Origin of the sequence: Pseudomonas sp. 22085 (assembly GCF_052045815.1) — a bacterium.
Lineage (GTDB): Bacteria > Pseudomonadota > Gammaproteobacteria > Pseudomonadales > Pseudomonadaceae > Aquipseudomonas > Aquipseudomonas glycinae.
In genome coordinates this window covers 50,502-63,545 of the sequence record NZ_JBQEQA010000027.1, presented here as the reverse complement: position 1 = coordinate 63,545, position 13,044 = coordinate 50,502, and the positions used below count along the sequence as shown (strand labels likewise).

Sequence of the window (13,044 nt, the reverse complement as noted above, 5' to 3'; positions counted from 1 at the left end):
TTGTGTCTGGACCAAGGTAGCTTCAGATACGGAACTGGCCGACCAGCTTGCCCAACCGCTGCCCCAAATCAGCCAGACTCCGCGAAGTCTGCGCCCCCAACTGTGTCTCATCCGCCACGTTATCCACCGCCACCGCAATCTGGTGCACGCTGCGGTTGATCTCTTCGGCCACCGCCGTCTGCTCTTCAGCGGCACTGGCAATCTGCGCGTTCATCGAGTTGATGGTCGCAATCAGATCCGCCATCGCATCCAGCGACGCCCCCGCCTGATTTGCCTGCGCCGACGTGCCGTCACCCGCCTCGCTGGAACGGCGCATCGCTTCAACCGCCGACTGCGTCCCCGCCTGCAAGCGATCGATCATCCCCTGAATTTCCTGCGTACTGATCTGCGTGCGCGAAGCCAGCGCCCGCACTTCATCCGCCACCACCGCAAACCCGCGCCCGGCCTCGCCGGCCCGAGCGGCTTCGATGGCGGCGTTGAGTGCCAGCAGGTTGGTCTGTTCGGCGATCGAGCGGATGACCCCGAGCACGCCGACAATCGACGACACGTCCTGTTGCAGGCTGTCGAGGGACACGCCGCTGCTGCGGATGTCGTCCACCAGCGCATGAATCTGCTTGATGCTGCCGGCGACCACGCGCTTGGCGGTCTGGCCTTCTTCGTCGGTCTGCTGCGCGGCGACGGCGGCGTTCTGCGCGCTCTTGGCGACTTCCTGAGCGGCGGCGGACATTTCGTTGATCGCCGTGGCGACCTGATCGGTTTCGTGGCGCTGACGCTCCATGGCCTGATCGGAGCGCTGGGCCTGATCCGACACCTGCGTCACCAAACCGGTCAGTTGCGAAGTCATTTCGGTGATCTGCCGCACCAGGCCGTGGATCTTGTCGACGAAACGGTTGAACGAGCCGGCCAGTTCGCCGAGTTCGTCCTGGCTGGTGATGGTCAGACGCCGGGTCAGGTCGCCCTCGCCCGCCGCGATGTCATCGAGGTTGGCTTTCATCAGGGTCAGCGGTCGCAGGATGGTGTTGGCCAGCAGCATCCCCGCCGCCGCGATCACCAGCAGCACCACCACCGCCACGCCGACGATGCTCAGCACCACGCCCTGCATGCGTTCCTGCACCTTGGCCTCGACCACCGCCACTTGCGCTTCGATGCCATCAAGGTTGACCGAAGTACCGACCGCCATGTCCCACTTCGCCAGGTATTCGGTGTAACCGAGTTTCGGCACCAGCACTTGCGCGTTGCCCGGCAGCGGCGAGCTGTATTGCAGGTAGTGAGTGCCGTCCTTCGCGACTTTCACCAGGTCGCGGTTGACGTAGACGCCGTTCGGGTCGCGGTTGTCCTTGAAGCTTTTGCCCACGCCTTCGGGGTCGTTGGCCTTGAACAGGCGCACGGTCTCGGAGTCGTAGCCGAAGAAGTAGCCGTCCTTGCCGTACTTGATGCTCGACAGCAGCTTGATCACCTGCGCCCGCGCCTCGGCGTCACCGGGAGCGGCAGCGTCGTACAACGGTTTGATGGTGGTCATGGCCACGGCGACATAGCTGGCCAGGGTGGCCTTGGCGTCGCCGAGCAGGCGTTCGCGGGTCTGCTGGACTTCATTGCGCGCCTGTTCCTGGAGGATGAACAGCGTGGTCAGGCTGATCACCAGCGCAAAGAGCAAAACCGGAAGGACGGCAAGGGACAGGACTTTAGCCTTGAGACTCAGGCGCATGGGGGCTCACTCTTTTGGTTTTATTGGCGTGGTTAAAGGCTTTAACGGCACGCGAAACCAAAAGTTGAGTTTTACCTCAGATCGTTCCCACGCTCCGCGTGGGAATGCCTCTTGTGACGCTCTGCGTCACGCTTTGGGACGCGGAGCGTCCCGGGCTGCATTCCCACGCAGAGCGTGGGAACGATCACGGGGGGTTACAGGACCATCGCAGCCACCCAGCCAAACGCCAGCAGCGGCAGGTTGTAGTGCAGGAAGGTCGGAACCACGGTGTCCCAGATGTGGTGATGCTGGCCGTCGATGTTCAGACCGGAGGTCGGGCCGAGGGTCGAGTCCGAGGCGGGCGAACCGGCGTCGCCCAGGGCACCGGCCGTGCCGACGATGCAGACAATGGCGATCGGGCTGAAGCCCAGTTGCACGCAAAGCGGCACGAAAATCGCCGCCAGAATCGGCACCGTGGAAAACGACGAGCCGATGCCCATGGTCACCAGAAGCCCGACCAGCAGCATCAGCAACGCACCGATGCCCTTGCTGTGATTGATCCACGACGCCGAAGACTCGACCAAAGTCTGTACCTCGCCAGTGGCCTTCATCACTTCGGCGAATCCGGAAGCGGCGATCATGATGAAGCCGATCATCGCCATCATCTTCATGCCTTCGGTAAACAGGTCGTCCGTCTCGCGCCATTTGACGATGCCCGACGCCGAGAAGATCAGGAAACCGGCCAGCGCCCCGATAATCATCGAATCCAGCAGCAACTGAATAATGAAGGCTGCGGCAATGGCGACACCGGCGATCAACAGGCTTCGCGGGTTGTACTGCACCGCCACCTGCTCGACCTGCTCGATTTTCCCCAGGTCGTAGACGCGCTTCTTGCGATAACTGATAAAGGCGATGCCCAGCCCCACCAGCATGCCCAGCGCCGGAATGCCCATGGCATGGGTGACGTTGATCCCGCTGATGTCCACGCCACTGCGGGCAACGTTGGCCAGCAGGATCTCGTTGAGGAAAATGTTGCCGAAGCCCACCGGCAGGAACATGTACGGCGTGATCAGGCCGAAGGTCATGACGCAGGCGATCAGGCGTCGGTCCAGTTGCAGCTTGGTCAGTACATAGAGAAGCGGCGGCACCAGCAGCGGAATGAACGCAATGTGAATCGGCAGGATGTTCTGCGAAGCAATCGCCACCACCCACAGCAGGCCGATCAGCAGCCATTTGACGCTGCCGCCACCGGTCGCATGCTGACGATCGACCATCGCCAGAGCCTTGTCGGCCAGCGCGTGGGCCAGGCCGGACTTGGCAATCGCCACGGCGAAAGCGCCGAGCAACGCGTAGGACAACGCCACCGTCGCCCCGCCACCCAGGCCACTGTTGAAGGCCTTGAGCGTGGCGTCGATGCCCAGACCACCGGTCAGGCCACCGACCAGCGCACCGACGATCAACGCGATCACCACATGCACCCGGGACAGGCTGAGGATCAGCATGACGCCGACCGCAGCAATCACTGCATTCATTTCACTACCTCGAAAACACGACGGTGAAGCCATTCACCGCCAGACAGAATGAGTCCGGCCGACAAGCCACGAAGGTCGCCAGCGGATTTGCATAGAGGGTCTTATTAGAAGGGCGCGCACTGTGCCGCAGCGCGGGCGCAGTGTCAAAGCGACGGGGCGCAACACTGTGCAACTTTCCATGATCAATCGCTTAACAGGGCATATCCGCCACAACATGCGTCAATTCGCCCTATTGCATTTACGCCATAAAGAAAGCCGAAACGCGGCCGTTACAGTGCAAAGTCTCAGATATTTATCGAATAAGGACGTTTCCATGTCACTCAGACAACTTTCCATCCAATGGAAAATCACCCTGCTCGCCGGGCTCTGCCTGGCCGGTATCGTGACCCTGTTGGTGGGTCTTTCGCTGTATCGCATGGAGCACAGTTCCGAACTGGTGAAAGCTTCGAGCATGGAAATGCTCACCGAATCGGCCCAGGCCCGCATCGAATCCCAGGGCGAAGTCCAGGCAGCGGGTATTCGCCAGCAGTTCATGGACGCCTATCAATATGGCCACGGTTTCTCGCGTCAGGTGCTGTTCCTGCGTGAGCAGGCCGAGAAGCGCTTCCTCGATGCCTTCGACCTGCGCGAGGACATGACCCGCCAGGTGAAATCGGCCTTGCAGGCCAATCCGGATCTGCTCGGCCTGTCGCTGGTGTTCGAAGCCAACGCGCTGGACGGCAAGGACGAGCTGTTTGCCGGTCAAGCTGAACTGGGCAGCAACGACAAGGGCCGCTTCGCCCTGTACTGGTCGCAACCGACGCCGGGCAAAGTCACCTCGATGGCACTGCCGGAAAGCGACATGACCGACACCAGCACCGGCCCCAGCGGCCAGGCCGCCAACGCCTGGTTCACCTGCCCACGCACCACGCTCAAGCCATGCGTGATCGAACCCTACTTTTATGTGATCGACGGACAAAAGGTGCTGATGACCAGCATCGTGTTCCCGCTGATGGTCAACGGCAAAGTCATCGCCTCGCTGTCGGTGGACATCAACCTCAACAGCCTGCAAGCGATCAGCCAGAACGCCAGCAAAAAGCTCTACGACGGCCAGACCGCCGTGAGCATCGTCAGCCCCGCCGGCCTGCTCGCCGGTTACAGCCCGGACGCCAATAAACTCAGCCAGCGCCTGGATGCCGTGGACACCACCAGCGGCGCCGAATTGCTGCGTCTGCTCGCCTCGAACCAAACCGTCAGCAGCCTGCACAGCAACGCGCAACTGAAAGTTCTGTCGCCGTTCCAGCCGATTCCCGGCGGCCCGTCGTGGGGCGTACTGCTCGATGTGCCGGAAAAAGTTTTGGTGGAACGCGCCGAAGCGCTCAAGCAACAACTGGATGCCAGCAATACTTCGGGCACCCTGATCGAACTGAGCCTCGGCGTGCTTGCCGCGCTGATCGGCCTGTTGCTGGTGTGGCTGATGGCCCGCAGCGTGACCAAGCCGATCCTAGGCGTAGCGCACATGCTGGAAGACATCGCCAGCGGCGAAGGCGACCTGACCCGACGTCTGGCCTACGACAAGAAGGACGAACTCGGCCAGTTGGCCGGCTGGTTCAACCGCTTTCTCGACAAGCTGCAACCGATCATCGCCGAGGTGAAACGCTCGGTGCAGGATGCGCGCAACACTGCCGATCAGTCTTCCGCGATCGCCACCCAGACCAGCGCCGGCATGGAACAGCAATACCGTCAGGTCGATCAGGTCGCCACCGCGTCCCACGAAATGAGCGCCACCGCCCAAGACGTGGCCCGCAGCGCCGCGCAGGCTGCCGAAGCGGCCAAGGATGCCGACCGCGCCACCCGTCAGGGCCTGACCGTGATCGACCGCACCACCGCCAGCATCGACACCCTCGCCGCTGACATGAGCGCAGCGATGGTGCAAGTCGAAGGCCTGGCCGCCAACAGCGAGAAGATCGGCACCGTGCTGGAAACCATCCGCGCCATCGCCGAACAGACCAACCTGCTGGCCCTGAACGCCGCCATTGAAGCCGCCCGTGCCGGTGAAGCCGGACGTGGTTTTGCGGTGGTCGCCGATGAAGTGCGCAACCTCGCCCGCCGCACTCAAGAGTCGGTGGAAGAAACCCGTCAGGTCATCGAGCAACTGCAGACCGGCACCCAGGACGTGGTCGGCTCGATGGGCAACAGCCATCGCCAGGCTCAGGGTAGCGTTGAACAGGTCGGTCAGGCCGTGACCGCGCTGCGCCAGATCGGCGATGCGGTGACGGTGATCAGCGACATGAATCTGCAGATTGCCAGCGCTGCCGAAGAACAGAGCGCGGTGGCCGAAGAGATCAACAACAACGTGGCGACGATTCGTGATGTGACGGAATCGCTGTCGGGGCAGGCGAATGAATCGGCGCGAGTGAGTCAGTCGCTCAATAGCCTGGCGAATCAGCAGCAGAGCTTGATGGATCAGTTTCGGGTCTAGGGTTCATCGCAAAGTCCCTGTGGGAGCCCGCCTGGCTGCTCCCACAGGTTTGTGGAATGACGGAAATCAGCGTTTAGGCAATTCGATCACCACCTTCAAACCGCCCCACTCACTCTCACCCAACACCAGCAACCCACCCCAGGTGTCGACGATGTCGCGCACAATCCCCAGGCCCAAGCCATGCCCGTCGGTCTGCTCGTCCAGTCGCGTACCACGACTGAACACCTGAGCACGCTGCAATTCGGGAATCCCCGGCCCGTCATCTTCCACGCTCAGCACAAAGCCTTCCGCCGTCTCGACCACGCTCAGCCGCACCTCGGCATCCGCCCACTTGCAAGCGTTGTCCAGCAGGTTGCCGAGCAGTTCCAGCAGGTCCTCACGATCCCACGGCAATTGCAGGCCCGGCGGCGCCACATAACTCAGCTCCAGATGTTCGCCGTGGATCATGTTCAACGTCGACAGCAGCCCCGGCAGTTCTGCGTCGCAATCAAACAGTGCTCCCGGCAACGCATCGCCAGAGAGCCGCGCACGATTGAGCTCACGGTTCAGCCGTTGCTGAACCTGCTCCAGTTGTTCCTTGAGAATCTTGCGCAGCTCCGGGTGTGCATCGAGCCTTTCACTCGACGCCAGACTGAGCAGCACTGCCAAAGGGGTTTTCAGCGCATGCCCGAGATTGCCCAGCGCATTGCGCGAGCGCTTGAGGCTGTCTTCGGTGTGCGCCAGCAAGTGGTTGATCTGCGCCACCAGCGGCTCCAGTTCCGCCGGCACTTGTTCATCGAGTTGTGAACGCTGGCCCTGCTGCAACTGGGCGATCTGCTCGCGGGCCTTTTCCAGCGGCCGCAAGGCGCGGCGAACGGTCAGACGTTGCAACAACAGAATCAGCAGCAACCCGGCCAGCCCGAGGCCAAGGCCGATCTGGCGCATGCGCTGGAAACTCTCGCGCACCGGCGTGTAATCCTGGGCCACGCTGATGGAAATCGACTGACCGAGCCGTCGATAGTCCGAGCGCAACACCAGCAGTTGCTGACCGTCCGGCCCCAGTTGCAGGTTGCTGTGCAGACCGGAGCGTTCGAGCAACGGCAGATCCTGATCCCACAGCGAACGGGAGCGCCAATGGCTGTCGGCGAAATCGATACGGAAGTAATGCCCGGAAAACGGTCGCTGATAGGCCGGCGACAAGTGCCGCTCATCCAGCTGCAAGCCTTGCGGCCCGCGAACCAGCGCCACCAGCAGGCTCTCGCTGTCGTTACGCAAGCCGGCTTCGAGATAGCGCTGCAATCCGACTTCAAACAACCACAGACTGGTTTGCGCCAGCAGCACGCCGACGACCACCAGCACACTGATCAACCCCAGGCTCAAGCGGCGCTGGATCGATCTCACGAAGCCTGTCCGCCAAACAGATAACCCTGACCACGACGGGTTTCGATGACGCTCTTGCCGAGCTTGCGCCGCAGGTGATTGACGTGGACTTCCAGCACGTTGGAATCGCGTTCGGTCTCACCGTCGTAGAGGTGTTCGGCGAGGTGGCTTTTGGAGAGGATCTGTTCCGGGTGCAGCATGAAGTAGCGCAACAGACGGAATTCGGCGGCGGTCAGCTGAATGTCGGCGCCGTCGCGCACGACACACTGACGGCCCTCGTCCAGGTGCAGACCGGCGGCCTTGAGCGTCGGCTGGTTGGCCTGGCCCTTGGAGCGGCGCAGCAGCGACTGGATGCGCAAATACAGTTCTTCCGGGTGAAAGGGTTTGGTCAGGTAATCATCGGCGCCGGCCTTGAGACCTTCGATACGCTCGGCCCAGGAATCGCGGGCGGTGAGGATCAGCACCGGAATCGTCAGACCGCCGGCGCGCCATTGCGCCAGCACCTCAAGCCCTGGCACGCCGGGCAAACCGAGGTCGAGGACGATCAGGTCGTAGGGCTCGCTGCTGCCCTGGTAGACCGCGTCGCGCCCGTCCGCCAGCCAGTCCACCGCGTAGCCCTGACGTTGCAGGCCGGCGAGCAGTTCGTCGGCCAGCGGTACGTGGTCTTCCACCAGAAGCAAGCGCATCGGTCAATCTTCCTTGTCTTTCACGAGTTCGCCGGTGTCGGCCTTCAGATGCAGCTCACGGGCCACGCCTTCGACGGTCAGCAACTCGACTTCATAAATGTAGACGTCGTGTTTTTCTTCCAGCTCGACTTCCAGCAGTTTCGCGCCGGGATAACGGTCCATCGCCTGCTGCAATACCTGCTCCAGCGGCAGGATCACGCCCTGCTTGCGCAGATTGAGGGCTTCGTCGGGACCCAGGTCGCGGGCCATGACCGTCGAGCAAAACATCACCAGCGCCAATGCCGTACAGCGGGTGGCGCGAACATTCACCTTCATTACGTATCCTGATGATCCTTGAGCACTTGCCCGCTCACCGCGTCCAGTTCCAGATCCCATTCCAGGCCCTGCGGATCACGCAGTTCGATCTGGTAGATGTACTTGCCGTACTGCTCTTCCAGCTCGGTGTCGGTGATCGTCGAACCCGGGTGTTTGGCCAGCGCGGTGGCGTTGAGCTTCTCGAAAGAGACGATAGTACCAGCGTCGCGCAGACGCAGGGCCTCATCCGGGCCCAGATCGCGGGCGTGAACGGTGCTGGCGGTGAGGCCGATGATCGAGGCGATGGTCAGGGCAGTCAGGGTTTTCATGGTGTCTCCGTATTTTTATGTGTTGCTACGGGCGGCACCTTAACGGTGCGAACTTAACTGAAACTGAATGGCCATCATTGGGCCTGCTCCTGCAGTCACGGCAACATGTGCTTATAATCTTTCGCTTGCTAACGATCGAGACCGGTATGACCGCCATCCACATCAAGTTCCCTTCCCTCACCCTCAAGGCCGGCCCCCGGGCCATGGCGCGCATTCGTGCCCAAGGCCTGAGCGCCGCCGACGTCGGCACCCTTCCCGGTGCTGCCGGCGGGCCAAAGGCGCTGGGGATTCAGGGACTGGATCTGGCGCTGTTCGGCGAGTGGTTGCCGGCGGCGCCGCGCGAGCGCTCGCTGATCGGTGCGTCGGTGGGCTCCTGGCGCTTCGCCAGCGCCTGCCTGCCGGACGCCGCCGAAGGCATCCGCCGCCTCGGTCATCTGTACACCGAGCAGAACTTCAACAAAGGCGTGACCATTGCCGAGGTCAGCCGCAGCTCGCAACGCATGCTCGACGACCTGCTCGACGGACGCGATGCCAGCCTTTTGACCAACGCCCATTACCGCTTGAACATCATGGTGGTCAAAAGCCACGGCGGGCTGGCGGACGACCATCGCGGCCGGCTCGGGCTGGCGCTGGGCTCGGTGATCGCCGACAACCTGCGGGGCCGCGCGCGGCTGTCGCGGCACTTCGAACGGCTGATCATCCACGACCCGCGCCTGGCGCCGCCGGTGCATGCACTGAATGACTTCCCGTCGCGTTTCGTCGCCCTCGATGCCGGCAACCTGCGTCAGGCGCTGCTGGCGTCCGGTTCGATCCCGATGGTCATGGAAGGCGTGCGCGACCTGCCGGGCGCCGGTGCCGGCACCTTCCGTGACGGCGGTCTGCTGGACTATCACCTCGACCTGCCCTACAACGGCGACGGTATCGTGCTGTATCCGCACTTCACCGACCGGGTGATTCCGGGCTGGTTCGACAAGACCCTGCCGTGGCGCAAAGCTTCGGTCGAGCGCCTGCAGGACGTGCTGTTGCTGGCGCCATCCAAGGAATACCTGGCGCGCCTGCCCTACGGCAAACTCCCCGACCGTAACGACTTCAAACGCTTCATGGGCGATGCGCCGAGCCGACAGAAATACTGGCGCGCGGCGATGGACGAAAGTCGCCGATTGGGTGATGAGTTCCTTGAACTGACTGCCAATGGTCGCCTCGCCGAGCGCTTGCTGACCCTTTAGTCAGCACAGCCGAAGACAAGCTGGTAAACTCGCCGCCTGCCCGAATTCGCTGCGGCGAACGCCATCTGAACAGAGCTGAAATCACTGTGGAAATCTTCAAGGAATTTACGTTCGAATCCGCCCACCGCCTGCCCCACGTACCGGACGGCCACAAGTGCGGACGCCTGCACGGTCACTCGTTCAAAGTGGCGATTCACCTGAGCGGCGACCTCGATCCGCACACCGGCTGGATCCGTGATTTCTCCGAGATCAAGGCGATTTTCAAGCCGCTGTACGAGCGTCTGGACCACAACTACCTCAACGACATTCCGGGCCTCGAGAACCCGACCAGCGAAGTGCTGGCCAAATTCATCTGGAATGAATTGAAGCCCCTGCTGCCGGAACTCAGTGCGATCCGCATCCACGAGACCTGCACCAGCGGTTGCATCTATCGCGGCGAGTGAATCCCGCGACACAAAAAAACCACCGAGACCGGTGGTTTTTTTACGCCTATGCTTTTTGGCTCGAACCCGCCAAGAGGACAGGCCCATGACGGACTGGCTGCTGGATCAGGTCTTTGATTTCAACGGGCGACAGATTCGCCACGGCGTGCGCGGCGACGGCCCGCCTCTGGTATACGTGTACGGCACGCCCTTCTCGTCTTACGTGTGGCACCGCATCGCGGCGCTGCTGCGGTTCCTCTGATCAATCCCGTCCCCCTGTGGCAACAGCTCTGCTCCCACATGGTTCGGTACGGCGCCCGATGCACTGCTTTCGCGCCGATCATCCGGGTCTCGTCTATAAATACCCGCAACATTGCGTTTGGCACGACCGCTGCAACCTCTTCGCGTCCTCCCCTTTCCAGCAAGGAACGCCCCCATGACGCAAAACGATCCCGGCAACGATTACCCCCTCAGTGAAGTGCCGATGCACGCGCGCAAAGGCCTGGCCTCCACGGCGATGGTGCTGCTGGGCTTCACCTTTTTCACCGCGACCATGTTTGCCGGCGGCAAGCTCGGCGTGGCGTTCAACTTCGGCGAAATGCTCGCCGTCATCGTCATCGGCAACCTGCTGCTCGGCGTGTACGCCGCAGGCCTGGGTTACATCGCCTTCAAGAGCGGGCTGAACTCGGTGCTGATGGGGCGCTTCTGTTTTGGCGAAGTCGGCAGCAAGCTCAGCGACCTGATCCTCGGGTTCACCCAGATCGGCTGGTACGCCTGGGGCACCGCGACGGCGGCGGTGGTGCTCGGCAAGTATTTCGACTTGAACGAAGCCACGGTGCTGGGCCTGATGGTGCTGTTCGGCCTGGTGTTCTGCGCCACAGCGTATATCGGTTATCGCGGCCTGGAGATCCTGTCGTACATCGCGGTGCCGGCGATGATGTTGCTGCTGATGCTGTCGATGTGGGTCGCGACTGTGAAAGTCGGCGGCCTCGACGGATTGCTCAGCGTCGTGCCCAGCGGTTCGCTGGACTGGTCGACCGCCATCACGCTGGTGTTCGGCACCTTCGTCAGCGGCGCGACCCAGGCCACCAACTGGACGCGTTTTTCCCGTTCGGCAAGGGTCGCGGTGCTGGCCAGCCTGATCGGCTTTTTCATCGGCAATGGCCTGATGGTGCTGATCGGCGCCTATGGCGCGATCGTCTACCAACAGCCCGATGTGGTTGAAGTGCTGCTGTTGCAGGGCTTTGCCATGGCGGCGATGGCGATGCTGTTGCTGAACATCTGGAGCACCCAGGACAACACCATCTACAACTTCGCCGTCGCCGGCTGCAACCTGCTGCGCACCGGGCGCCGCAAGACCGTGACCCTGGCCGGCGCCGTGATCGGCACGGCACTCGCGTTGCTGGGCATGTACGACATGCTGGTGCCATATCTGATCCTGCTCGGCACGGTGATCCCACCGATTGGCGGCGTGATCATGGCGGACTTTTTCTTCCGCTGGCGCGGGCGTTATCCGCGTCTGGCCGACGCACGGTTACCGGCGTTCAACTGGCCGGGGCTCGCGGCTTACGCGGCCGGAACCGTCGCCGCGTTCGGCTCGCCGTGGGTCGCGCCGCTGGTGGGGATCGCCGTTGCCGCGTTAACGTATATCGCAGTGACCGGTCTGCTCGGCGCCCGCAACGCGGCCGCCCCTCTACAAGATCTATAAAAGGATTCGCCCGATGCACATCATCAACGCCCGACTGCGCAACCAGGAAGGTCTGCACGAATTGCACCTCGAAGACGGCCTGATCCGCAGCATCGCGCGCCAGACCGAAGCGCCGACCCTGGGCCCCGACGACCTCGACGCCGGCGGCAACCTGGTGGTGCCGCCCTTCGTCGAGCCGCACATTCACCTCGACGCCACCCTCACCGCCGGCGAGCCGCGCTGGAACATGAGCGGCACGCTGTTCGAAGGCATCGAGTGCTGGGGCGAGCGCAAGGTCACCATCACCCAGGAAGACACCAAAACCCGGGCGAAGAAAACCATTCAGACCCTCGCCGCCCACGGCATCCAGCATGTGCGCACCCACGTCGACGTCACCGACCCGCAACTCACCGCGCTCAAGGCGATGCTCGAAGTGCGCGAGGAAAGCCGTCACCTGATCGACCTGCAGATCGTCGCGTTCCCTCAGGAAGGCATCGAGTCGTTCCGCAATGGCCGCGAGCTGATGGAAGAAGCGATCCGTATGGGCGCGGATGTGGTCGGCGGGATTCCGCATTTCGAGTACACCCGCGACCAGGGCGTCAGCTCGGTGAAGTTCCTGATGGATCTGGCCGAGCGCACCGGCTGCCTGGTGGACGTGCACTGCGACGAAACCGACGACCCGCATTCGCGCTTCCTCGAAGTGCTGGCCGAAGAGGCCCGCAGCCGCGACATGGGCGCCCTCGTAACCGCCAGCCACACCACTGCGATGGGCTCCTACGACAACGCCTACTGCGCCAAACTGTTCCGCCTGCTCGGCCATTCGGGGATCAGTTTTGTCTCCTGCCCGACCGAAAGCATTCACCTGCAAGGGCGCTTCGACAACTTCCCGAAACGCCGCGGCGTGACCCGCGTCAACGAACTGCTCGAAGCGGGCATGAACGTCTGCTTTGGTCAGGATTCGATCGTCGATCCGTGGTATCCGCTGGGCAACGGCAACATCCTGCGGGTCCTCGAAGCCGGCCTGCACATCTGCCACATGCTCGGTTACCGCAACCTGCAAAGCGCGCTGGATCTGGTCACCGACAACAGCGCCAAGGCCATGCACCTCGGTGAGCGCTACGGTCTGGAACAGGGCCGACCGGCGAACCTGCTGATCCTGTCGGCGGACAGCGATTACGAAGTGATCCGCAGCCAGGGCCTGCCGCTGTATTCGATCCGCAACGGCAATGTGCTGATGAAGCGACAGATGCCGGTGGTGGAATTCGTCTAAGGTGTAGAAGTCGGCGCCGCAACGGCGCCGACTGCTTCCGATGGACGCCTGTCATGCCGTAGTTCGCGCGCTGTTGCCCCGCTGCCATCCTCAT

11 protein-coding genes and 2 pseudogenes are annotated in these 13,044 nt (G+C 62.5%); 7 read left to right on the top strand and 6 right to left on the bottom strand.

All coding sequences use genetic code 11. The annotated features are described in order from the left end of the window. Nucleotides 1-22 precede the first annotated feature (22 nt). Both ACTJK7_RS26165 and ACTJK7_RS26160 read right to left on the bottom strand, forming a co-directional pair. Nucleotides 23-1,705, bottom strand: a complete 1,683-nt coding sequence (locus ACTJK7_RS26165) for a methyl-accepting chemotaxis protein (RefSeq protein ID WP_085654311.1) — start codon at nt 1,703-1,705, stop codon at nt 23-25. A gap of 194 nt (nt 1,706-1,899) precedes the next feature. Further along, the gene (locus tag ACTJK7_RS26160) at nt 1,900-3,216 is read right to left on the bottom strand and encodes a Na+/H+ antiporter family protein (protein WP_064380903.1); all 1,317 of its coding nucleotides are present in this window, start codon (nt 3,214-3,216) and stop codon (nt 1,900-1,902) included. 178 nt (nt 3,217-3,394) lie between these two features. Here ACTJK7_RS26160 and ACTJK7_RS26155 point away from each other — a divergent pair. Continuing rightward, a pseudogene (locus tag ACTJK7_RS26155) lies at nt 3,395-4,819 on the top strand (HAMP domain-containing protein); the annotation flags it as partial. 102 nt (nt 4,820-4,921) lie between these two features. Further along, nucleotides 4,922-5,677, top strand: coding sequence for a methyl-accepting chemotaxis protein (locus tag ACTJK7_RS26150; RefSeq protein WP_371262551.1), 756 nt, complete (start codon nt 4,922-4,924; stop codon nt 5,675-5,677). A 66-nt stretch (nt 5,678-5,743) separates the two neighbouring features. Here ACTJK7_RS26150 and ACTJK7_RS26145 read toward each other — a convergent pair whose 3' ends face one another. Genes ACTJK7_RS26145 through ACTJK7_RS26130 form a run of 4 tightly spaced genes read right to left on the bottom strand, consistent with a single transcriptional unit; the run spans nt 5,744 to nt 8,345 of the window. Then, nucleotides 5,744-7,057, bottom strand: a complete 1,314-nt coding sequence (locus ACTJK7_RS26145; protein ID WP_085654313.1) for a sensor histidine kinase — start codon at nt 7,055-7,057, stop codon at nt 5,744-5,746. After that, complete coding sequence (locus tag ACTJK7_RS26140) at nt 7,054-7,722, bottom strand: response regulator transcription factor (protein ID WP_011335105.1); 669 nt, start codon at nt 7,720-7,722, stop codon at nt 7,054-7,056. The genes ACTJK7_RS26145 and ACTJK7_RS26140 overlap by 4 nt, the downstream gene beginning before the upstream one ends. A gap of 3 nt (nt 7,723-7,725) precedes the next feature. Beyond that, nucleotides 7,726-8,037: a PepSY domain-containing protein gene (locus tag ACTJK7_RS26135; protein ID WP_108562813.1), complete on the bottom strand. Its 312-nt coding sequence runs from the start codon at nt 8,035-8,037 to the stop codon at nt 7,726-7,728. Beyond that, entirely contained in the window at nt 8,037-8,345 is a 309-nt protein-coding gene (locus ACTJK7_RS26130; protein ID WP_039770261.1) for a PepSY domain-containing protein, read from the bottom strand. The genes ACTJK7_RS26135 and ACTJK7_RS26130 overlap by 1 nt, the downstream gene beginning before the upstream one ends. Before the next feature lie 146 nt (nt 8,346-8,491). Here ACTJK7_RS26130 and ACTJK7_RS26125 point away from each other — a divergent pair, with 146 nt between their 5' ends. From ACTJK7_RS26125 to codA, 5 genes and pseudogenes are all read left to right on the top strand, one after another. Next, a complete protein-coding gene (locus ACTJK7_RS26125; protein WP_440780884.1) occupies nt 8,492-9,571 on the top strand; it encodes a patatin-like phospholipase family protein in 1,080 nt (359 codons plus the stop codon). Nucleotides 9,572-9,657: 86 nt separating this feature from the next. Then, nucleotides 9,658-10,014, top strand: a complete 357-nt coding sequence (gene queD / locus ACTJK7_RS26120) for a 6-carboxytetrahydropterin synthase QueD (RefSeq protein ID WP_007955941.1) — start codon at nt 9,658-9,660, stop codon at nt 10,012-10,014. 85 nt (nt 10,015-10,099) lie between these two features. Further along, nucleotides 10,100-10,234: pseudogene (locus tag ACTJK7_RS26115) on the top strand (alpha/beta fold hydrolase); the annotation flags it as partial. A 195-nt stretch (nt 10,235-10,429) separates the two neighbouring features. Beyond that, nucleotides 10,430-11,701: a cytosine permease gene (gene codB / locus ACTJK7_RS26110; RefSeq protein WP_064380911.1), complete on the top strand. Its 1,272-nt coding sequence runs from the start codon at nt 10,430-10,432 to the stop codon at nt 11,699-11,701. Between the two features lie 13 nt (nt 11,702-11,714). Next, nucleotides 11,715-12,950 (top strand): cytosine deaminase, encoded by a 1,236-nt coding sequence (codA, locus tag ACTJK7_RS26105; RefSeq protein ID WP_064380913.1) that lies wholly within the window; start codon nt 11,715-11,717, stop codon nt 12,948-12,950. Nucleotides 12,951-13,044: the final 94 nt, after the last annotated feature.